The sequence below is a fragment of the Paenirhodobacter sp. YD-8 genome, assembly GCF_056590935.1.
The window spans coordinates 1470529-1491252 of the sequence record NZ_CM152649.1 but is presented as its reverse complement, the minus strand read 5'-3'; the positions used below and the strand labels follow the sequence as shown (position 1 = coordinate 1491252).

The window sequence follows — 20724 nt, the reverse complement described above, 5'->3', positions numbered from 1 at the left end:
CGCCGCGGGAGGCGACGCGCCATGAAAGCCGCACGGCATGTCGAGGAGATCGGACGGGTCCTGGAGGGCAGCCAGACCGGGCGGGACAGTTTCGTCTCCGCCTCGTGGCGGCGTTGTGTCGAGCTTTACGGCATGGACCCGATGCGCTCGGACCCGGCCCATATCGTCACGGACGCCGAGCTGCGCGACCATCGCAAGCAGGCGGAATGGATGATCGCCGCCGCCCGCTCGGGGCTGCAGTCGCTGTTCCGCCAGGTCGCAGGGCAGAATTACGTGCTGTTGCTGACCGATGCCAAGGGGGTCTGCGTCGACTTCTTCGGCGATGATCTCTTCACCGAGGATCTGCGCTCGGCGGGGCTCTATCTCGGCTCGAACTGGTCCGAGGATCTGGCCGGCACCTGCGGCGTCGGTGCCTGCATCGTCACGCAAGAGCCGGTGACGGTGCATCAGGACGACCATTTCGGCAACGCGCATATCGCGCTTTCGTGCACCGCCGCGCCGATCTTCGACAGCCTCGGGCAGCTGGCGGCCGTCCTTGACATCTCGCTGCTGCGCTCGCCCGCCCCGAAGACCAGCCAGAACCTCGCGATGAGCCTGGTGACCACCGCGGCGCGGCGGGTCGAGATGGCGAACCTGATGGCCGAAAGCCCGCGGGACTGGGTGCTGCGGCTGTCCTCGAGCCCCGAATTCCTCGATGTCGACCCCGAGGCGGCGGTGCGGCTCGATGGTGCGGGGCGGGTGCTGGGCTATACCCGGGCCGCGCGGCGGCTGTTTCCGGACGGCAGCACGATCCTCGGCCACCGGATCGACGAGGTGCTCGGCGTCAGCGTCGATGACCTGCCCGACCTGATGCGCGATCGCCCGACCGAGGAGCGGATCATCGAGATGCCCGACGGCGGGGCGCTGTTCGGCCATGCGATCGCGCCGAAGGCGCCGCGCCAGCCCCATCAGCGGATGCGTCAGGGCGGTGCCCTCGCGGGGCTGACCGGCGGCGATCCGGGGATGATGCGGCTCCTCGATCAGGCCGAGCGGCTGGCGCCCGGCGCCGTGCCGCTGCTGATCACCGGCGAGACCGGCACCGGCAAGACCCGGCTTGCCCGCGCGATCCACATGACGAGCAAGGCGCAGGGCTTCCTCAGCCTCGAATGCGCCGGGCTGAGCGCGCAGGCGCTGGCCGAGGCCTGTCTCGATGTCGCGGGCCCGACGACCCTTGTGCTACGCCGGATCGAGGATCTGAGCCCCGAGACCGCCACCGCGCTGAGCGGGCTGCTCGATCGCCGACCGCAGCTGCGCCCGCTGTCGACGAGCTGCCTCGAGCCCGCCCGGATCGGGCTGCCGCGCCCGCTCTTTCACCGGCTCGCGGGCTGCGTTCTGACGGTGCCGCCGCTCCGGCTGCGGCGCGACCTCGACTGGCTGATGACGCGCCATCTGCGCCGGCACGCGGCCGACACGATCCGGCTCTCGCCCTCGGCGCGGGCCGATCTGATGGGACGTAGCTGGCCGGGCAATATCCGCGAGCTCGAGCAGGTGCTCGACGTCGCGGCGGCATTGTGTGTCGGGCCGGTGATCGACCTGCCAGACCTTCCCGCCGCGATCGCCCCCGGCGCCGACGCCGCGCCCGCCGCCACCGCGCCGCGGGAGTCGCTCGAACAGGTGCTGGCGGCCTGTGACTGGAACATGGCGCGGGCGGCACGGCGCCTCGGGGTCAACCGCTCGACCATCCTGCGCCGGATCCGGGCGGCCGGGTTGCACCCTCCGGCATGATCCGTTGCAGCCCCGTTGCGCGCGCAACATGCCGCGGCGCGGCGCGTGCTTTTCCGGCCCCGCAACGCGCAAACCCGTGGATCGGAGGTCCGTCCCGCGCCGATAGTCGCTTCAAGACACGCGCAGAGGAGGAGACGCGATGCTTGATACGACCGCAGCCAACCAGACCCAGGAGATGCTCGACAACCTGAACGCCGCGCTGGAGGGCGGCGACATCGACCGCGCCGCGGCGCTGTTTGCCACCGACAGCTATTGGCGCGATCTCGTCGCGGTCAGCTGGAACCTGAAAACCGTCGAGGGCCCGGCGGGCGTCGCCGACATGCTGCGCAGCCAGCTCGACCACACCCGCATCGGCAATTTCCAGATCCAGACCGGAGAGCTCCCCGCCGAGGAGGGCGGCGTGACCACCGCCTGGATCACCTTCGAGACACAGGCCGGGCGCGGCTGGGGCCTGATGCGGCTGCGCGATGGCCGGATCTGGACGCTGCTGACCGCGCTGCAGGAACTGAAGGGGTTCGAGGAGCCGCGCGGCCGTCGCCGGCCGATGGGAGCCGAGCATGGGGCGCAGAAGAACCGCAGCTCGTGGAAGGAGCGGCGCGAGGCCGAGGAGGCGAGCCTTGGCACCACCACCCAGCCCTATGCGGTGATCATCGGCGGCGGCCAGGGCGGCATCGCGCTTGGCGCCCGGCTGCGCCAGCTGGGCGTGTCGGCCATCGTTCTCGACAAGCACGACCGGCCGGGCGACCAGTGGCGGTCGCGCTACAAGTCGCTGTGCTTGCACGACCCGATCTGGTACGACCATCTGCCCTACATCAAGTTCCCCGACAACTGGCCCGTGTTCACGCCGAAGGACAAGGTCGGCGACTGGCTCGAGATGTACACCAAGGTGATGGAAATCCCCTACTGGTCGCGCTCGGAAGTGACGCATGCGCGCTTCGACCCGGCGGCGGGCACCTGGACCGTCGAGGTGAACCGCGACGGCACGCCGGTCACGCTGCACCCGACGCAGCTGGTGCTGGCCACGGGCATGTCGGGCAAGCCGAACATGCCGCACTTCCCCGGGATGAAGACCTTCAAGGGCACGATCCAGCATTCGTCGCAGCACAAGGGGCCGGATGAATGGGCCGGCAGGAAGGCCGTCGTGATCGGCTCGAACAACTCGGCCCATGACATCTGCGCAGCACTTTGGGAGGGGGACGCCGACGTGACGATGGTGCAGCGCTCCTCGACCCATATCGTGCGCTCGGACAGCCTGATGGAGATCGGCCTTGGCGCGCTGTATTCCGAAGACGCGCTCGCCAATGGCGTGACCACCGAAAAGGCCGACATGATCTTCGCCTCGCTGCCCTACAAGATCATGCACGAGTTCCAGATCCCGCTTTACGACAAGATGCGCGAACGCGACGCGGCATTCTATGCCGGGCTCGAGAAGGCGGGCTTCGATCTCGACTGGGGCGATGACGGCTCGGGGCTGTTCATGAAATACCTGCGCCGCGGCTCGGGCTATTACATCGATGTCGGCGCAAGCCAGCTGATCATCGATGGCGAGGTGAAGCTTGCCAAGGGCGGCATCAACCATTTCGAGGAAGACGCGGTGGTGCTGACCGATGGCACGCGCCTGCCCGCAGATCTGGTGGTGCTGGCGACCGGCTATGGCTCGATGAACGGCTGGGCGGCGGATCTGATCAGCCAGGAGGTCGCCGACAGGGTCGGCAAGGTCTGGGGGCTCGGCTCGGACACGACAAAGGACCCGGGCCCGTGGGAGGGCGAGCAGCGCAACATGTGGAAGCCGACGCAGCAGGAGAACCTGTGGTTCATGGGCGGCAACCTGCACCAGTCGCGGCATTATTCGCTGTATCTGGCGCTGCAGCTCAAGGCGCGGATGGAAGGGCTCGACACCCCGGTCTACGGGCTGCAGGAGGTCCATCACCTGTCCTGACCCCGGCCCCGATTCCCGGCTCGCAAGGGCCGGGAAGATCACGAATGCTGTGGAGCAGGACGGTCCGGGCGCGTGGATCCGGCAACGGCACGGTAAAGGGGCCCATCCGCAAAGCCGCATGACGGGTCCCGCGCCCGGGAGACTGCGGGCCGTTCACACGGCTCAATAGAAACTTGCCTGAAAGGCGGTCGCGGTCAGCGAGACATGCGCATCGAGCGGCGGGTGCAGTTCGAACCCTTTTGGCTCTCGTGCGAAGTTCCAGAGCCGGAACAGAGACCATTCCGAACGCCGCTCCTCTGCCACGGCCAGCTCGTTGCGGCTGATGTGGAAGGGTGTACGCTCCCAGCCATTCGTCGTCTTCACCTCGATCAGGCGCGGACGACCATCCGGCGCGAAGCTGGCGATATCGTAGCCGGCGCCATCGCCATCTTCCTGCGACACCCACCGAACCTTGCGCGCGAGATCGTCGCGCCCCGCCAATTTCAGCGCTGCACGCTCATGCGCCAGGACGCGCTCCTCGCCGGCGCGGCCGAGGGCGCGGTTTCGCTCGTCTCTCGCCGCGACATCGAACTTGCGGGCGATGTGCAGCATCTGTTCCAGCTCCTGCGGCGGCGGCTGGTTCGACAGCGTGGGCGGCGGCGCGATCCAGATCGGCGCGGGCTCGGCCAGGCCGGTCGGCGGGCGGTTGCCCGAATGGCGACCGAGCCAAGCCGGGTTCAGCGCCAGCCAACGCGCCACGGCATCCACCAGCGTCATCTGGAAATTGAAGGCAGGCTTGTAACCCGGGATCCAGGCCTCGCCGAGCCCCTTTAGCACGGCGCTGATGTTCTGGTGCTTGAACTCGACCGATCCCTCGGACCGCTCGTTCAACAACGGCAGAAGCCCGCGCCGGTGCTCAGCCTTGTTGTAGGGGCGGCCGGAGATGTCGTCGGCCAGCATCGCGAAGTAATCCGCGACGATCAGGTCGTTCTCTTGATCTGTCCAGGCCCCGTTTGACATTGCGCCAGGCTAGGGGCCGAAACTGCGTTTGTCATCAGAGACTTCGCGCAAGACTCCCAAGACATACCAACGACCATGCCGCCCGTGTCGCGTCTCCGTCGGCTTTGAGACAAGCCGGAACCAGCGAAACACGGGCGCAACGCGACCCCGCCAGTTCATTGAAATGTATGGGGATTTTTCACCCGTCTCGCCGAGAGCGAAGGGCGGGGTGGAAAGAGACGGTGGGCGTTCGGAGACCGATCTCGCGCAGCCGGCCAATCTCCGAAGGGCGGATGGGCCCCGCAAACCCCTTTGGCACATAAAGAAAAAGGCCCCGCGAGGGACCTGTTTTTGGGTTTGCACTGTGCAAGTGGCGGACGGGATGTGCGCCACATCGCCCGCATATCTATAATTTTAATAATAAAATCAATATAATAAAAAGAAATCGCGCAGCAAATTGCGTAGCAGTTTGTGTAGCATTAAAAAACCTCTTGCGGTGAGTAATGATCTGGCGGAATTCACTCGGATTAGGTATTTGATCCCATGGTGTGAGCTACCCCCCGAAAATCGGACAGTGACGGAAGCTACGATCTGACGTCTGCCGGTCTCCAAGAACGAGGAGATCAGGACATGAAGAAACGCAGGAACCATGACGCTGGGTTCAAGGCCCGCGTGGCGCTGGAGGCCGAGAAGGGCGAGCGCACCGTGTCGGAGTTGGCCGCGGAATACGGCGTGCATCCGACGATGATCCATCAGTGGAAGAAGGCGCTGCTTGAGGGGGCGTCTGACATCTTCGAGCGCGGCGGCAGAACGCTGGCTGCCGAGGTCGATGAGGAGACGGTCCGGTCCTTGCACGCAAAGATCGGGGAACTGGCCGTCGCCAACGATTTTTTGTCACGAAAGTGTTCAGTCCCGGCATCTGGTGGATCGGGTTGACGATGAATCTGTCCGGCTCTGAAGTCCAGACTTTGCAGACGTATTCGTAAGGCGTGAGGCCGCTGAGTGTCTTGAGCCTGCGGGCGAAGTTGTAAGCTGCCATGAAGTCGGCAAGGTGCGTACGCAGCTGATCATGGCTGTCGTAATTGTAGCGCTTCACCGTTGCTTCCTTGATCGTGCGGTTCATCCGCTCGACCTGGCCATTGGTCCAGGGGTGGTTTGGCTTGGTCAGCCGATGCTCGATCCCGTTGGCGTCACAGATCATGTCGAAGCGCATCTGCCGGGAATAGGCGGTGTTGCGGTTGCGGGGCTGCTCGGCAAACTGGATGCCGTTATCGGTCAGGATCGTGTGGATCCGGTAGGGAACAGCCTCCAGCAGGTGCTCCAGGAACTCCCACGCTGTCCGCCTGTCAGCCTTTTCGACGAGCTGGGTGACCGCGAACTTGCTCGTTCGGTCGATTGCCACGAAGAGATACAGCTTGCCCTCGGCCGTCTGCACTTCGGCGATATCCATGTGAAAGAAGCCGATGGGATAGCGCTTGAAGCGCTGCCGTTTCGGCTTGTCGCCGTCGACCTCGGGCAGACGCGAGATGCCGTGCCGCTGAAGGCACCGGTGCAGCGCCGAGCGGGTCAGATGCGGGACCGTCGGCTGCAGGGCATAGAGACAGTCGTCGAGCGGCAGCAGCGTGTGCCGCCGGAAGGCGACAACCATTGCTTCCTCGGCTTCGCTCAGAACGCTGGAGCGCGGCTCTTTCGGCCCCGTCTTGCGATCTTCCACCGTCTCGCGTTTGCGCCACTTGGCCACCGTCTTCGGATTGATCCCGAGCTCCCGGCTCAGCACCGCGGTCGAAGCTTGCGATCATTCGGGCAGGCCCTCGGACCGGTGGCGGGCCAGCCCTCATTATTGCTGCTCGGATCGCGTGCGTGGTCGTGGCGCAGCCGTGACGAACTTGTCCCATACCTACCTGCCGATGCGCAAGGGCTTCCTCTATCTGGTGGTTGTCATGGACTGGTTTACCCGCAAGGTCTTGGCTTGGCGCATCTCGAACACGCTGGAAGCCGACTTCTGCGTCGAGGCGCTGAACGAGGCGATCCACAAGTTCGGCCCGCCCCAAATCATGAATACCGATCAGGGCAGCCAGTTCACGTCCTTCGCCCGGGCCGACCGTTTGAAGCGCATCGGCCCCCGGATCTCGATGGATGGCAAGGGTCGATGCCTCGACAACATCTTCATCGAGCGCCTCTGGCGGTCCCTGAAATATGAATGCGTCTACCTGCACGCCCGGGAAACCGGATCGCAGGCAAGGACAGGCATCGGGCGCTGGATCACCTTCTACAACCACCATCGCCCACACACTGCCCATGGAGGTCAAACGCCCGCCGTGGTCTACTTCAACCGCAATGAACCCGATCAGCAGGTGCAGGCTGTAGCTTAAATCACCCGGAAATCTGTCCAAGCTGCGGGGAGTAGCTCAGAACACTGTTTTTCGTGGTCAGAACGCCCCTCTTCAAAGCTATCGTTCCGAGTGGGCTTGTTACAATAATCGGCTTCAAGGTTGACGGTCCCCTTTCCTCGCCGGCTTCACGCGACAGCTTCGATCTCGGCCCTTCCGAGAGCCGAGTGGTGGTTCATGATTGCGATGCAGATCTGGATTTCGGCGCTCTGGTGGTCGGGGTCACATGATATGATGCACTCACCGAAGAGCTCGAGGCGGTTCATCTGTACTTCGACACGACTTCGGGCGTGGTAGCCGGCCGAGGCTGTGTGAAAACTCTGATTTCCCGAATTCGCGAAGAACAGTTTCCTTGTTGATCTGCCTGTGGCGGCCCGCATTGGAACGAAACCACACAGGCGCTCCTGCCGTGGAACATCATTCCAGAGCTGGTCATGTTCGATCGAGTTTTGACACAGCCTCGGCCCATTTCTTCCATATCGACCACCCTAGGTTTCGTGTCGCCGACAGGATCTCGTTGCGCGCGATTGCTGCAAGGAAATCGGGTTCCAGGCTCCACCATGGCGACGGATAGGAATGATTGGCTCCCCACCATGCTCGAGAATCGCCGCATGGCAACGGCCTGTATCGTGAGCCCCAACGGTAGTGACCGTGTCGATATTTTCTCCGTCAGGGATCTGCCACAACAGCTCCGGCAGGATGGGGCTATCGCCCTGTCTGCTCGAGGTGAACTCGACCGCGCGAATATCGCCGGTGACCGTGTCCATTGCCAGGTGGGCCTTGCGACATTCGCACCTGCGCGTCGAGTCGTGCTTACATGCCAGCCATTCGCCGTCACCACGGAAACGTATGCCCTTCACCATGGGCCTCGGACCAGTGGCGCCTCACTGGCTCACTCCGGCGAAGCGGGAGGCCGAACAGGGCCTTCAACGTGCGGCGGGTCTGGATGGTGCTGTCAGAGGAAGTCTCGGGATGGCCACGCTTGCCGCTTCTCCTCGCGTACCAAGTCATCTTCTGATCGAACCAGACTGACAGCGAACCGCACCGTTTCAGCGAAGCGTTATAGTCAGACCAATTCGTCGTAGGGTAGCGGGTGGCGTAAAGCTTTGCCACCCAAACGATCCAACCCTCAGTTTTTCCAAACGGAATCCCTCTCACCGACATGTGAAAAGCCCCCAAAGGCAGTGTCTGATCGGCCGAAGCCAAGGCACCATGAACACCAAGTCGCATGCAGTCACCGATGCCGCCGGGTCCGATCCGCTTCTTCATAACCGCGGGCCAGATCCGTAGAACCAAGCTGAAAGGCCCAAGACATCCGCAAAGCCGCCACGCCGACGAGCACGCGCCCCGGGGCTTCCCGGAACGCGGTTTTCTGACCCCGCTCAGAAGTCCAGCTTGACGCCGACGCCGACCACGCGCGGCTCGACCACCGTCGCCTCATAGCCGCTCGACACCGTGCGGCTGGCGCGCAAGGAGGTCACCGCCCGCTCGTCGAAGATGTTGTTCACATAGGCATAGAGCTGCAGATTGTCGCGCGGCTCGTAGACCACGCGCGCATTGGCGACGGTGTAAGTCGGCACGAAGGTCGCCGCGAGGTTCGCGTCGTCCGAGTAATAGGACCCGGAATGGCGGACCACACCACTCAGCGTCACGTCCGGGCGCACCTTCCAGTCCGCCGCAAGGCTGATCGTGCGGCCCGGCGCGCGACCGAATTCGTTGCCGGTGTAGTCCGTGGTCGCCTGCGTGAACTTGTCGATCTCGGTCTCGAGCAGACCGATGCTGCCGCGGATCTTCAGCGCCTCGGTCGCCTCGAAGTCGAAGCCCAGCTCGAGCCCGTAGGACTTCGCCTTCTCGGCATTGACCGTCACCGCCTCGAAGATGCCGTCGACCGGCTCCGAGGTCACATAGCGCTGCATGTTCCGGTACTTGGTGTAGAACAGGTTGGCGCTCAGCCCGAGACGGCCGTCAAGCGTGCGGGTGCGGGCGAAGAGCTCGTAATCGAGGGAGGTTTCGGGCTTATAGGTGATCCACTCGCCCGAGCTCAGGCCAAGGCTGACGCCGCCCGGGTTGTAGCCCTTGGACACCATCGCGCCGACCGTGGTGTCGGCGTTGACGTCATAGGACAGCGACAGCTTGGGCAGCCAGGCGTCGAAGCTTTCGTCATAGTCGACGGCAGCGCTGGTGTAGGGGCTGGTGCCGCTGCGCTGCACCCGGTCGCGCTGATAGCGCATCGAGCCGCTCAGCGTCCAGCGATCGTCGATCCGGTAGTTCAGCCCGCCGAACAGCGCGAAGCTGTCCTTGGTGTCCCCGAAGCTCGACACCCCGCCCGCCCGAAGCTGCTCGTCGCTGTCGACATGCGAGGCGTACAGGCCCGCGACACCGCTCCATTCGCTCAGCTCGTCGCCGAAGGTCAGCCGGGTCTCGTTCGACACCGTCTCCTGATCGACCACGGCACTGCCCGAGGTCACCGGCGAGGTCGTCCGTCGGGTGAAGAGCGACGAATACTGCAGCTGGTTGGTCAGCGTCACGCCATTGTCGAAGGCATAGCTCAGATCGGCGATCGTGGTGTTCGAGATGTTGCGCCAGCTCGGATTCGAGGGCGCGGTGCTGTCATAGTCGTCATAGGGCGCGGTCGCCGCCTCCCAGGTCGGGCGGTTGCCGTCGACATGCGAGAAGGTCAGCATCGCCTCGAACTGCGGCATCGAGGACGGCTTCCACAGCAGCTTTGCCCGCGCCGTCTGCGAGAACAGGTCCTGATCGGTCTTGCCGAGCGAGAAGGACGGGTTGACGTAATCGATGTAATTGTCGCGCCCGGTGTAATCGAGCGCGATGCGCGCGGCGAGATCGGGGGCGATCTCGCCCGAGGCCATCAGCGAGGCCCGGCGCCGGTTGCCCGTCCCGTATTCGAACTGCATCGAGCCCTCGCGCTCGAAGGTCGGGTCCTTGGTGTTGACGACGAAGGCGCCGGCGATGCTGTTGGCGCCCTGGCTGATCGTCTGCGGGCCGCGGAACACCTCGATGGTGTCGACGTCCCAGATCGAGGCGCTGGAATAGACGAGTTCGTAATAGCTCAGGTAATGGCCGTCGACATTCACCGCGACGCGCGGGCTGGTGCCGCCGAAGAAGGCGGTCGCGCCCGAGCTCGGCCCCTCGCCGTCCTGGCCGCGGATCGTCGGCGTGCCGCCCTGCCCGCCCTCGGCCGGATAGGTGACGTTGGCCATCTCGCTGACCACGTCGGTCACCGAATTCGCGCCCTTGGCCGAGGCAATCTCGCCCTCGGTGACCGCGGTCACCGAAGAGGAGGTGCGCTGCTGGCTGCGGGCCATCTTGTCGCCCGTGACGATGATCGTGCCGAGGAAATAGCCGTCCGAGGTGCTTTCTTGCGCCTGCCCGGCGACGGGAAAGAACGCGCAAAGCGCAACCATGCTCACCCCGCCCAGAAGGCGGATGATGTGCCGCTGTTCCATGTTTCATCCTTCAAGTTGTGTCTGGCTGGCGTGGAACGGCTGGCGATGGTGTCCGTGCCTCGGCGCGCGGCGCGTCAGGCATCCTCCCCGTTCTGACGATTTCGTGAGTCACTGCAACAATTCCTGACTTAAATTATCAAGATGTTGCCGCGACGCCGCAGTCTGTCGGCGCGCCCCGGGGTGAATTTCCGAGTCTTTCAGTAAATTTTCAATCTTGAAACCCGCCCCCCGCTCTGACATGGTCTGCGCAGGCAGCAAGGCCCTCAGGGGCAGGCTCGCGACGGGCGCCCCGGAGCGAGGAGCGACCTTTCCATGACATCCCCGCACCGCATCGCCCCGCGCGATCGGCGTTTTTTGCGGCGCGAGGGCACAACCCAGGCGCGAGCGACGCCCTCGCGCGCAACGCCGAGTCCGCTGCATGACCCTGCCCTCCCCCGCTTCGCACGCCGATGCCGGCGCCCTCCCGGGACCCAACCAGCCCTTCGCCTTCCGCAACGCCGCCGGACGCGTCTGCGCCATGGGGCCCGCCCACGCCCTTGCCCGCGGCACCCGCGACAGCCTGGCCGAGCGCCTCGCGCCCTTCTTTGCCGGCCCCGCCGATGGCGCGGTGATCGGTGGCGCGCTGCCCTTCGACACCACCCGGCCCGACTGCCTTTGGCAGGCTAGGGGCGGCGATGGGATCTGGCCCGGCGACGGAGCCGCCGGCACCGAGCACCCGTCACGGCCCGTTCCGCCCCGCCCGCAGCCCCCCGCGCGCGGCTATATCGACAGCGTCGCCCGCGCACTCGAGATCATGCGCCGCGAAGACGGCCTGCCCGAGGCGCTGACGAAGATCGTCCTCGCACGCACCCTGCTAGTCGAGGAGGCACAGGCCTTCCCGCTGCGGCAAGTGCTGGCCCGGCTGAGCGAAGACCCGTCGGTCACCGCCTTCCAGGTCTCGTTGCCGTCGCGCGCCGATCAGGGCGCGCCGCGCCATCTGGTCGGCGCGACGCCCGAACTGCTGCTGGAAAAGCGCGGCGCGGCGATCCTGTCGCATCCGCTCGCGGGCTCGGCCCGGCGTCTCGAGGATGCGCAGGCCGATGCACAGGCCGCGCAAAATCTCGCCCGCTCCGAGAAGGATCAGCGCGAGCACCGGCTGGTGGTCGAATATATCCTCGACCTGCTGGCCCCTGACTGTGCCGATCTGTCGACGCCCGAGGGCACGACGCTGACCACCACCCGCTCGATGTGGCACATCGGCACGAGGATCGAGGGGCGGCTGAAGGACCCCGACACCCCCGCCGTGGTGCTGGCCGCGCGGCTGCACCCGACGCCCGCGGTCTGTGGCCTGCCCTGCGCGCGGGCGGCCGGGCTGATCCGAAGCCTCGAACCGGTCGAGCGTGACTTCTATGCCGGCGCCGTCGGCTGGTGCGACCGGCGCGGCGATGGCGCCTGGCATGTCGCGATCCGCTGCGCCGAGCTGTGCGGTGCGCAGGCGCGGCTTTATGCCGGGGCGGGCATCGTGCTCGGCTCGGAACCGCGCGCCGAGGCGGCCGAAACCGGGGCGAAATTCGGCGCCCTGCTCGCCGCGCTCGGCCTGCCGCGCGATGCCGCGCTGCACGACCTCGATTCCCTTCACGACTGAACACAGGACGACCCCGATGGCCCTTCCCGGAATTGCCACCTATCCCCTGCCCCGGCGCGACGCGCTGCCCGCGGCGCGCGCACCATGGCAGGTCGCGCCCGCCCGCGCGGCGCTGCTGATCCACGACATGCAGCGCTATTTCTGCGCCCCCTTCCCGCCCGACACGGCGCCGCTGCCCGAGGTGATCGCCCACATCGCCACCCTTGCCCGCGCCGCGCGCGCCTGCGGCATGCCGGTCTTCTACACCGCGCAGGAAGGCGACCAGCTGCGTGCCGCCCGCGGCCTACAGGCCGATCTGTGGGGTCCCGGCATGTCGCGCCGTCCCGAGCATCAGGAGATCGTGCCTGAGCTCGCCCCCGCGCCGGGCGATCTGGTTCTGGTCAAGCACCGCTACAGCGCCTTTCAGCGCTCGAACCTCGAGACGCTGCTGCGCGCGCGCGGCCGCGATCAGCTGCTGATCACCGGCGTCTATGCACATATCGGCTGCCTCGCCACCGCGGCCGAGGCCTTCCAGCGCGATATCGAGCCCTTCACCATCGCCGACGCCCAGGCCGATTTCGATGCCGCCCGTCACGAGATGGCCCTGCGATGGGTCGCCGGCACCTGCGGCGGGGTGATCACCACCGCCGACGCGCTTGCGGCACTTCCGGAGGCCGCCCGATGCGCCTGAGCGGATTTTCCGGGCGCAGCGCGCTCGTCACCGGCGCGGCCGGCGGTATCGGCCAGGAAACCGTGCGCCTGCTGAACGAGGCTGGCGCGACCGTCGTCGCCACCGACACCGCCGAAGCGCTTGCGGCCCTGCCCGCGGCGATGCGGGCAAACGCGGTCGCCTGGCTGCCGTGCGATCTGCGCGATGCCGGCGCGGTCGCGGCGATGGTCGCCGCCGCCGAGGCGCAGGCAGGCCCGATCGGCCTTGCCGCTCATACCGCCGGGGTGCTGGCGCTTGGGCCGCTGCTCGAGATGACGGCCGAGGAGTGGCGCCGGGTGATGGCGATCAACCTCGACGGCAGCTTCCATCTGATGCAGGCGATCGGGCCGCGTCTGGCCGCACAGCCGAAGGCGGCGCTGGTGGTCGTCAGCTCGAACGCCGCAGGCATTCCGCGGCTCGGGATGGGGGCCTATTGCGCCTCGAAGGCGGCACTGACCATGCTCACCCGCTGCCTCGGGCTCGAGCTCGCGCAGCGGGGCGTGCGCTGCAACGTGATCGCACCGGGCTCGACACTGACGCCGATGCAGACGGGCATGTGGGCCGACAAGCAGGGCCCGGCGCGGGTGATCGCCGGCGATCTGGCGGGCTTCCGCACCGGGATCCCGCTCGGCAAGCTGGCGACGCCTGCCGAGATCGCACAGGCCGCGGTGTTCCTGCTGTCCGATCAGGCCGGCCACATCACCATGGCCGATCTCTACATCGACGGCGGCGCGACGCTGCGCGGCTGACCCCCGGCCCTGCCGCCGCCCTCGCGCGGCAGGGCAACCGCGGTCAGCACACCGGCAGGGCCGGAGAAGAGCATCGCCCCGATCCGCCGCCCCGCGGACCAGCCCGGCGCCAGATCACGCGTCAACAGCAGGCTGGGTGGGCTCCCCGCCGCCTCGGGCAGAAGTTCCGCCGCATCGAAATCGAAGCGACGCCCGACCAGCGGGCTCAGCGCCTTGAACAGGCTCTCTTTCACCGAGAACACCAGCCCGACCCAGAGCGGATCGGTGCCGAATTCGCCCCGCTCGGCCGCGGTCAGCGCCACCGGCGCGATCTCGCGCGCGACGGTCGGGGGCAGGGCCTGTTCGATATCCACACCAAGCCCCGACCACGCCACCGCATGGCCAAGCAACGCAATCGCCTGCCCCTCACAATGGCTGATCGCGCCGCACAGCCCCGCGGGCCAGCGGGGCGCGCCACCGGCACTGCGCCCGGCAAGGCAGGGGGTGCCGCACAGCGCGCCCGCCGCAGCGGCGGCGGCCAGCCGGCCGGCGCGGTATTCTGCGTGCCGGCGGTGACGCGCCCCGCCCGCGGCACTGGGCGCGGCAAGCTGCATCTCGACCCGGCAGGCGGGCAGCGCCGCGCGTAACCGCGCGAGCGGCCCTTCCCAGCCCGCCAGCCCCGGACGTGGCTCAGCCACCGCGCCGCGCCGCGATCAGCGCATCCCAGGCATCGAGCGTCGGCTCGCTCGCCAGATCCTCGAAGCTGACGGTGATGCCATGTGTCTTCAGCTCGGCCGCCAGCTTCATCACCCGCAGCGAGTCGAGCCCGTAATAAATCAGGCTCTCGGCCGGATCGATCGGCCCCTCGTCGTCAAGCAGCGCGGTCACCCGCGCCTCGAGCCAAGCGCGGTCGACGGTTTCGGGATGGGAAGTCAGGGTCATTCGGGTCTCCTTGGTCATTGGGGGTCCAGCATTGCGGCGCGCAGGGCGCGCTTGTCGATCTTGCCGACCGGGGTCAGCGGCATCGTCTCGAGAAAGACGAAGCGGTCGGGCAATTTGTACTCGGCCACGCCCTGCGCGATCAGGTGGCGGCGCAGCTCGACCGCGCGCAGGGCCTCGCGCAGCACGAGGAAGGCACAGCTGCGCTCGCCCAGCCGGGCATCGGGCTCGGCGACGAGGGCCGCCTGCACCACGCCGGGGTGACGCAGCAGCAGCCCCTCGATCTCCTCCGCCGCGATCTTCTCGCCGCCGCGGTTGATCTGATCCTTCACCCGGCCAACGACCCGCAGATAGCCCTCGGCGTCGCGCTGCACGAGATCGCCGCTGTGATAAAAGCCCTCGGCATCAAAGGCCGTGGCGTTATGCGCGGGGCTGCGGAAATAGCCGCGGAAGGTATAGGGCCCGCGCACCCACAGCTGCCCGGTCTCGCCCGGGGCGCAATCCCGCCCCTCGGCGTCGCGCACCCGGACCTCGTCATCGGGGCTGATCGGCCGCCCTTGGGTGGTGAAGACGCACTCGGGCGGATCGTCGAGGCGGGTATAGTTCACCAGCCCCTCGGCCATGCCGAAAACCTGCTGCAGGGCGCAGCCAAGCACCTTTGGCACCTGCCGCGCCAGCGCCTCGGCGAAACTCGCGCCGCCCACCTGCAGCAGTTCGAGGCTCTCGGGCACCGCAAGCCCGCCTCGCGCAGCGTCGAGCCAGAGCCCCACGGCTGAGGGCACCAGCGCCGCCATCGTCACGCCATAGCGCGCGATCAGCTCGAAGCACAGCTGCGGCTCGGGGCTGGCCGCCATCACCACGGTGCCGCCGGCATGGAACACGCCAAGCGCGCCGGGCGAGCTGAGCACGTAATTGTGCGGCGCGGGCAGCGCGCACAGGAAGCAGGTGCGTGGGCTCAGGGCACAGATCTCGGCGCTGGCCCGGATCGAATAGTCATAATCGTTGTGGGTGCGCGGGATCAGCTTCGGCGTGCCGGTGCTGCCGCCCGAAAGCTGGAAGAAGGCGACGGCGCCGGGGTCGATGCGGGGCAGGTCTTCCTCGTCCGGCGCCCCGGCGGGCTCGATCCAGGCGGCAAGGTCGCGCGCGGGCTCGGGATCGTCAAGGAAGAGGCACAGATCGAGCCGCCCCGAGATCTCGCGCAGCTCGGTCTCGAAACGGTCATCGCGGAACAGCGGATGGCTGCGCGCGGCGATCAGCAGCCTGGGCTGCAGCTGTTCGGCATAGGCCCGCAGCTCCAGCGCGCGATGGCTGAACAGCGCATTGACCGGCGTGATCCCGGCCTTCAGCAGGGCGAAGAAGGTGACGAAGAACTCGGCCCGGTTCGGCAGCTGGACCAGCGCGCGGTCGCCCGGGCGCAGCCCCCGCGCCAGCAGCCGTCGCGCGAGCGCCGTCGCCATCCGGTCGAGCGCGCCATAGCTGATCGCCCGCGCCCCGCACAGGATCGCGCAGGCCTCGGGCCGGCTGCGCACCTGTGCGTCAAGCCCGCGCGTCAGCGGCGCATCGAGCCAGTAGCCCTTCTGCCGGTAGCGCTGTGCAAGGTCGTCCGGCCAGGGGGTGAAATCGGTCATTTCAGATCGGATCCGTTCGGGACGGCCTGCGCCCGCCCCCGCTGTCATCGCCGCCCAAATCCGTCACGCCAGCCCTCACGACCCGATGAAACCGATTGATTCCAGCAGGTTATCGGCGAGATGCCCGGCGCCCGAATTCCACAGGTTGACGGGCCTCAATACTTGAGTATTTATGTCGACAAATGTCAACAGGGTGAGTTCCAATGCCTGAACTGACGGCGATGCAGGCCTCCTGCTGGATCAGCGGACATGCCGGGGGGCGCGATCCGCAGACCCCTTCCGCGCATCTTTATGTCGAACTCGACTCCGGCGCCCCGACCATGCCGCTCGATCCAGCGCGGCTTGCGCAGGCCTTTGCGGCGCTGATTGTGCGGCACCCGAACCTGCGGCTCTCGGTCTCGGCCGAGGGTCGGCCCGCCATCGTGCCGCCCGGGCCCGCGCATGGCCTGCAACACCACGACCTGCGCGGGCTTGGCCCGCTCGATGTCGAAGCGGCGCTGGCGCGTCTGCGCGACGACAAGACCCACCAGCGGCTGCCCCTCGACCGCGGCCTGCCCTGCGAGGGAGCGCTGAGCCTGCTGCCGGGTGGCAGGCACCGGCTGCATCTCGATCTCGACATGGTTGCGGCCGATCCCTCCTGCCTGCCCGCGCTGCTTGACGAGCTGGCACAGCTCTATGAGGACGGCCCCGAGGCGCTGCCCGAGACGGCCGCCCCGCAGTCCGCCCCCCAGTCCGCGCCGCGCCCCGATCCGGCGCAGGAGGCCCTTGCCCGGAACTGGTGGCACGCGCGCCTCGACACCCTGCCCGACGCGCCCCGCCTGCCGGCCCCCCATCCCGCACCGCGCGACCGGGTGGCCCACAGCACGCGACTGGCCGCGACACTCACCCCGGGGCAGGCACGCAGCTTCGTCGCGCAGGCGCGAGCGCTGCGGGTCACGCCCTCGGCGCTGGCGCTCGCGCTTTTCGCGCAGGAACTCGGCCGGGCCTGCAGGCAGCAGGCGCTGCGCCTGACTGTGCCGATCTTCCACCGCGACGAAGACACCCCGATCATTGGTGACGCCTCGAACTTCACCCTTCTGGGCGTGACCGGGGTGCAGGACGATCTGCCGGAGCTGGCTCGACGGGTGCAGAGCAGCCTCGTGCAGGGCATCACCCATGCCGCCCACCCCGGCCCGCAGCTGCTGCGCGACCTAGCCCGCCACCTCGGCCGGATGCCCGAGGCGCCGGTCGTCTTCACCTCGGGGCTCGACCTTCCGCAGCGCTCGATCCTCAGCGAGCGGGCGCGGCGGGTGCTGGGCGATCTGGTGTGGAGCGTGTCGCAGGGACCGGGCGTGGCGCTCGATGCGCAGATCGCCTGGCTCGGCACCGAGATCCTGCTGAACTGGGACATCCGGCTCGACCTGCTCGACACGGCCTGGACCGAGGCGCTGTTCGCCCGCGTCGTTGACCGGCTGCGGACGCTTGCGCAGGCGCCGGAGCCGCAGCGCAGCTGGCCCCTCGCCCCCCTGCAACGCGCCTATGTGATGGGGCGCGAGGCGCTGCTGCCGCTTGGCGGCGTGGCGATGCAGGAGACGCGGCTGTTTCGCGGCGCCCTCGATCCGGCGGCGCTGCGCGCGCGCCTCGCCATGCTCGCCACCGCCCATCCCGCCTTGCGGCTGCGCATCGACGCAGCCGCCGGCCGGCAGCACTGCGCCCCACGGGTGGAGGTTCCCTTCACCGCGCGCGACCTGCGCGACGCCCCCGATGCCGAGGCGCAGCTTGCCGCAGTCTGGGAGGCGTTCGCGCGCAGCCCCTGCCCGCTTGAAGGCGCACTGTGGCAGGTCTGCGCGGTGCAGATGCCTGCGGGTCAGGAGGATGCGCTCGCCGTGAAATTCGACGCGCTGGCGCTTGACGGTCCGGCGATCGCGCAGATCTGCGCCGAGATCCTCGCCCCCACCCCGCCCGAGGTCGAGGACCGCACCGAGCCCGCCCGCCCTACGTCCGTCCCGGCCGCGCAGCGGCGCGCCGATGCGGCCTATTGGGAGGAGGCGCTCGCCCGGATCGAGACGGCACCACAGCTGCCATGGCGCGCGTCGCTGCATCAGCTCGGCGCCTCGCGCTATCGCCGCGACGTGCGACGGATCACGGGCCCGCAGGTGCAGGCGCTGCGCCACATCGCGGCCCGCGAAAAGCTGTTCCTCAACAGCCTGCTGAGCTTTGCCGTGCTCGAGGTGCTGGCACGCTTCACCCCCGAGCTGCGGCTGTGCGTCGGCCTGCCGACCGCACCGGCTCTCGAGCGCGCGGGGCTCGGCAATCGCGCTTCCTTCATCGTGATCGACCACGCCGTGGGGCCGGAAAGTGCCCGCGACCGGGCGGCGGCGCTGCAGACCCGCACGATGCAGGCGCTCGCCCATGCCAGCGTGTCTGGTGTCGATCTGGCACGGCAGCTGCTTGCCCGCACCGGCGCGGCGCTGGCGCTGCCCGTGGTGCTGACGAACGGGCTGAGCTGGCCCGCGCCCGATCCGGCCGCACCGCTGCGCGAGGTGGCGGGGCTGACCCAGACGCCGCAGGTGGCGCTCGATCTGCGGCTGATGCGCGCCACCGAGGGCGGGATCGAGATTGCCGCCGATCATGCGGAGGCCGCCCTTGCGCCCGAGACCGTCGCGGCGATGCTCGACGCGATCGTCGCAGCGCTTGCGGCGATCTGCACCGCGGGCGCGCTGATCCTGCCCGAGCCGCTGGTGCCGGTGCCGCTGCCCCCCCAACGCGCCGAAATCCCCGATCCCGCGCCGCATCTGCCGCGCATCGCCGCCCATCTGCGCGCGGATCAGGGCACGGCGCTGATCTGCGGCGAGACGCGGCTTGGCTATGACGCCCTGCGACGGCGGGTCGAGGGGCTGCTCGCCGGCCTTGCCACGCGCGGCATCGGCCCGGGCGACGTCGTGGCGATCGAGCTGCCGCGCGGCCCCGATCATGTCGCGTTGCAGCTTGCCACCGCAATGGCCGGGGTGATCCGGGTGCCGATCGACGCCGGCGCCCCGCCCGCCCGGCGCGATCAGCTGCTGTCGCGCTGCGCCCCGACGCTGGTGGTGTCACAGCGCGAGATCGCGGGCCTTGCCTGCGTCACGCCCGGGGCGCTGAGCGCCCCCGGCGGCACCCTGCCCGATGACGCGACGCTGACGGCGCGCAGCCTGTCGCGCGATCCGGGCTATTACCTCTTCACCTCGGGCACCACCGGCACGCCGAAATGCGTGGTGCTGAACAACCGCGCCACGGCAAGCGTGCTCGAACAGTCGCTGCAGGCCTGGCAGGTGACGGCGGCGGACGTGTTGATCTCGGTCACGCCGCTGCATCACGACATGTCGGTTTTCGACGTCTTCGGGGCGCTGTGCGCCGGGGCGACTCTGGTGCTGCCCGAGCCGGGGCACGAGAAGGACGCGATGGACTGGGCACGGCTGGTCGCGACGCATGGGGTGACGCTCTGGGTCTCGGTGCCGGCGATCCTCGAGATGCTGATCGCCTGCGCCCGCCCCGACCAGCTCGCGACCTTGCGGTTGGTGGCGCAGGGCGGCGACTACATCAAGCCCGCGGTCATCGCCCGGCTGCGCGATCTGCTGCCGCACGCGCGGCTCGTCTCGCTGGGCGGGCCGACCGAGACGACGATCTGGAGCATCTGGCACGAGATCGGCACCGAGGCAGGCACTGAGACCAGCGCCATCCCCTATGGCCGCGCGCTCGCCGGCGCAGAATACCGGATCTGCAACCCGCTGGGCGAGCCCTGCCCACCCGGCGTGCCCGGCCGCATCCACACGCTCGGCGACTGTCTGGCGCTCGGCTATCTCGAGGATGGCGGGCTGGTGCAGACCGATTTCGTGCCCCTGACAGAAGCCGGCGGTCCGCCCCGGCGCGCCTTCCGCTCAGGCGATCTCGGGCAATGGCGCGCCGACGGGGTGATCCTGTTTGCCGGTCGCGTCGGCGGCTATGTCAAGGTGCGCGGGGTGCGCGTCAGCCTGGGCGAGATCGAGGCCGCGCTCGCCCGCGTCCCGGCTCTGCGCGACGCGATGGTGGTCGATCTGACGACGGCCGACGGGCGCGAGACGACGCTTGCCGCGCTCTACGTCTGCCGCGACGGCGCCGAGACGCCCCCGGCCGTGCTGCGCGCCCTCCTGCGAGAGACGTTGCCGCCCTCGCATCTGCCCGACCGATTCGTGCCGCTGCCGGCGCTGCCGCTGTCGGCAAACGGCAAGCCCGACCGCGCCGCCGGACGGCGGCTTGCCACCGGCGCACCGGTCCCGCCCGCCGCCCCGCCCCGGCCGCCGGCGCCCGCTGCGGCAAGCGACGCTGACCCGACGCTCGTGGCACAGGTGCTGGCGCTCTACCTTGAGCGGCTCGGGCCGCGGGAGGGGGCGACGGCGGACAGCCCGCTGCTCGATCTCGGCCTTCTGCCCGCCGATCTCGCCCCGATGGCCGCGGCGCTGAACGCGCGCTTTGGCTGTGCCCTCACCCCGGTGCAGCTTCTGCCGCCGCGCACTGCGCGCGCCGTGGCGGCGCTGATCGCCACCGCCCCGGCCCTGCCGCTTTCCTGATCGCCCGACGAAGG

At 68.3% G+C, this 20724-nt stretch carries 12 protein-coding genes and 5 pseudogenes; 9 read left to right on the top strand and 8 right to left on the bottom strand.

All coding sequences use genetic code 11. From position 1 onward, the window contains the following. Nucleotides 1-21: 21 nt before the first annotated feature. The gene (locus AC0QTQ_RS07255) at nucleotides 22-1764 is read left to right on the top strand and encodes a sigma-54-dependent Fis family transcriptional regulator (RefSeq protein WP_480258899.1); all 1743 of its coding nucleotides are present in this window, start codon (nucleotides 22-24) and stop codon (nucleotides 1762-1764) included. A gap of 139 nt (nucleotides 1765-1903) precedes the next feature. Further along, nucleotides 1904-3703, top strand: coding sequence for an NAD(P)/FAD-dependent oxidoreductase (locus AC0QTQ_RS07250; RefSeq protein ID WP_480258898.1), 1800 nt, complete (start codon nucleotides 1904-1906; stop codon nucleotides 3701-3703). 162 nt (nucleotides 3704-3865) lie between these two features. On the opposite strand, the gene AC0QTQ_RS07245 is transcribed toward AC0QTQ_RS07250, so the two are convergent. Next, on the bottom strand, nucleotides 3866-4702 hold the full coding sequence (locus AC0QTQ_RS07245) for a protein NO VEIN domain-containing protein (protein WP_480258897.1): 837 nt from the start codon (nucleotides 4700-4702) through the stop codon (nucleotides 3866-3868). A 609-nt stretch (nucleotides 4703-5311) separates the two neighbouring features. On the opposite strand from AC0QTQ_RS07245, the gene AC0QTQ_RS07240 reads away from it, so the two are divergent. Beyond that, nucleotides 5312-5617, top strand: a complete 306-nt coding sequence (locus AC0QTQ_RS07240; RefSeq protein WP_480258896.1) for a transposase — start codon at nucleotides 5312-5314, stop codon at nucleotides 5615-5617. Here AC0QTQ_RS07240 and AC0QTQ_RS07235 read toward each other — a convergent pair. Next, nucleotides 5586-6576, bottom strand: a pseudogene (locus tag AC0QTQ_RS07235) (IS481 family transposase); the annotation flags it as partial. The gene AC0QTQ_RS07240 and the pseudogene AC0QTQ_RS07235 sit on opposite strands and share 32 nt — an antisense overlap. On the opposite strand from AC0QTQ_RS07235, the pseudogene AC0QTQ_RS07230 reads away from it, so the two are divergent. Further along, a pseudogene (locus AC0QTQ_RS07230) lies at nucleotides 6577-7053 on the top strand (IS3 family transposase); the annotation flags it as partial. 146 nt (nucleotides 7054-7199) lie between these two features. On the opposite strand, the pseudogene AC0QTQ_RS07225 reads toward AC0QTQ_RS07230, so the two are convergent. Further along, nucleotides 7200-7373, bottom strand: a pseudogene (locus AC0QTQ_RS07225) (IS5/IS1182 family transposase); the annotation flags it as partial. Between the two features lie 163 nt (nucleotides 7374-7536). After that, a pseudogene (locus AC0QTQ_RS07220) lies at nucleotides 7537-8184 on the bottom strand (transposase); the annotation flags it as partial. A 72-nt stretch (nucleotides 8185-8256) separates the two neighbouring features. Between AC0QTQ_RS07220 and AC0QTQ_RS07215 the strand changes: the two are divergent. Continuing rightward, nucleotides 8257-8356: pseudogene (locus AC0QTQ_RS07215) on the top strand (IS5/IS1182 family transposase); the annotation flags it as partial. Between the two features lie 97 nt (nucleotides 8357-8453). On the opposite strand, the gene AC0QTQ_RS07210 reads toward AC0QTQ_RS07215, so the two are convergent. Next, nucleotides 8454-10538 carry a TonB-dependent receptor gene (locus AC0QTQ_RS07210; protein WP_480258895.1) on the bottom strand — a complete coding sequence of 695 codons (2085 nt, stop codon included), beginning with the start codon at nucleotides 10536-10538 and terminating at the stop codon, nucleotides 8454-8456. Nucleotides 10539-11055: 517 nt separating this feature from the next. Here AC0QTQ_RS07210 and AC0QTQ_RS07205 point away from each other — a divergent pair. From AC0QTQ_RS07205 to AC0QTQ_RS07195, 3 genes are read left to right on the top strand one after another with little or no spacing between them, the layout of a single operon-like run. Further along, nucleotides 11056-12162: an isochorismate synthase gene (locus tag AC0QTQ_RS07205; RefSeq protein ID WP_480258894.1), complete on the top strand. Its 1107-nt coding sequence runs from the start codon at nucleotides 11056-11058 to the stop codon at nucleotides 12160-12162. Nucleotides 12163-12178: 16 nt separating this feature from the next. Continuing rightward, nucleotides 12179-12832, top strand: coding sequence for an isochorismatase family protein (locus tag AC0QTQ_RS07200; protein WP_480258893.1), 654 nt, complete (start codon nucleotides 12179-12181; stop codon nucleotides 12830-12832). Further along, on the top strand, nucleotides 12823-13599 hold the full coding sequence (locus tag AC0QTQ_RS07195) for an SDR family oxidoreductase (RefSeq protein WP_480258892.1): 777 nt from the start codon (nucleotides 12823-12825) through the stop codon (nucleotides 13597-13599). The genes AC0QTQ_RS07200 and AC0QTQ_RS07195 overlap by 10 nt, the downstream gene beginning before the upstream one ends. Here the strand turns inward: AC0QTQ_RS07195 and AC0QTQ_RS07190 are convergent. From AC0QTQ_RS07190 to AC0QTQ_RS07180, 3 genes are read right to left on the bottom strand one after another with little or no spacing between them, the layout of a single operon-like run. Further along, a complete protein-coding gene (locus AC0QTQ_RS07190) occupies nucleotides 13566-14276 on the bottom strand; it encodes a 4'-phosphopantetheinyl transferase family protein (protein WP_480258891.1) in 711 nt (236 codons plus the stop codon). The genes AC0QTQ_RS07195 and AC0QTQ_RS07190 overlap by 34 nt on opposite strands. Next, the gene (locus AC0QTQ_RS07185; protein ID WP_480258890.1) at nucleotides 14269-14520 is read right to left on the bottom strand and encodes a phosphopantetheine-binding protein; all 252 of its coding nucleotides are present in this window, start codon (nucleotides 14518-14520) and stop codon (nucleotides 14269-14271) included. Before AC0QTQ_RS07185 ends, AC0QTQ_RS07190 begins: the two co-directional genes overlap by 8 nt. Nucleotides 14521-14534: 14 nt before the next feature. Beyond that, complete coding sequence (locus tag AC0QTQ_RS07180) at nucleotides 14535-16145, bottom strand: (2,3-dihydroxybenzoyl)adenylate synthase (RefSeq protein WP_480258889.1); 1611 nt, start codon at nucleotides 16143-16145, stop codon at nucleotides 14535-14537. Between the two features lie 203 nt (nucleotides 16146-16348). Here AC0QTQ_RS07180 and AC0QTQ_RS07175 point away from each other — a divergent pair, with 203 nt between their 5' ends. Continuing rightward, nucleotides 16349-20710 (top strand): amino acid adenylation domain-containing protein, encoded by a 4362-nt coding sequence (locus AC0QTQ_RS07175; RefSeq protein WP_480258888.1) that lies wholly within the window; start codon nucleotides 16349-16351, stop codon nucleotides 20708-20710. Nucleotides 20711-20724: the final 14 nt, after the last annotated feature.

What these genes read in the sequence shown, in the direction of transcription:
- AC0QTQ_RS07195 (WP_480258892.1), top strand. Translation starts at nt 12,823, where the DNA reads ATGCGCCTGAGCGGATTTTCCGGGCGCAGCGCGCTCGTCACCGGCGCG.
- AC0QTQ_RS07240 (WP_480258896.1), top strand. Translation starts at nt 5,312, where the DNA reads ATGAAGAAACGCAGGAACCATGACGCTGGGTTCAAGGCCCGCGTGGCG.
- AC0QTQ_RS07205 (WP_480258894.1), top strand. Translation starts at nt 11,056, where the DNA reads ATGGGGCCCGCCCACGCCCTTGCCCGCGGCACCCGCGACAGCCTGGCC.
- AC0QTQ_RS07175 (WP_480258888.1), top strand. Translation starts at nt 16,349, where the DNA reads ATGCCTGAACTGACGGCGATGCAGGCCTCCTGCTGGATCAGCGGACAT.
- AC0QTQ_RS07185 (WP_480258890.1), bottom strand. Translation starts at nt 14,520, where the DNA reads ATGACCCTGACTTCCCATCCCGAAACCGTCGACCGCGCTTGGCTCGAG.
- AC0QTQ_RS07250 (WP_480258898.1), top strand. Translation starts at nt 1,904, where the DNA reads ATGCTTGATACGACCGCAGCCAACCAGACCCAGGAGATGCTCGACAAC.
- AC0QTQ_RS07200 (WP_480258893.1), top strand. Translation starts at nt 12,179, where the DNA reads ATGGCCCTTCCCGGAATTGCCACCTATCCCCTGCCCCGGCGCGACGCG.
- AC0QTQ_RS07245 (WP_480258897.1), bottom strand. Translation starts at nt 4,702, where the DNA reads ATGTCAAACGGGGCCTGGACAGATCAAGAGAACGACCTGATCGTCGCG.
- AC0QTQ_RS07210 (WP_480258895.1), bottom strand. Translation starts at nt 10,538, where the DNA reads ATGGAACAGCGGCACATCATCCGCCTTCTGGGCGGGGTGAGCATGGTT.
- AC0QTQ_RS07255 (WP_480258899.1), top strand. Translation starts at nt 22, where the DNA reads ATGAAAGCCGCACGGCATGTCGAGGAGATCGGACGGGTCCTGGAGGGC.
- AC0QTQ_RS07180 (WP_480258889.1), bottom strand. Translation starts at nt 16,145, where the DNA reads ATGACCGATTTCACCCCCTGGCCGGACGACCTTGCACAGCGCTACCGG.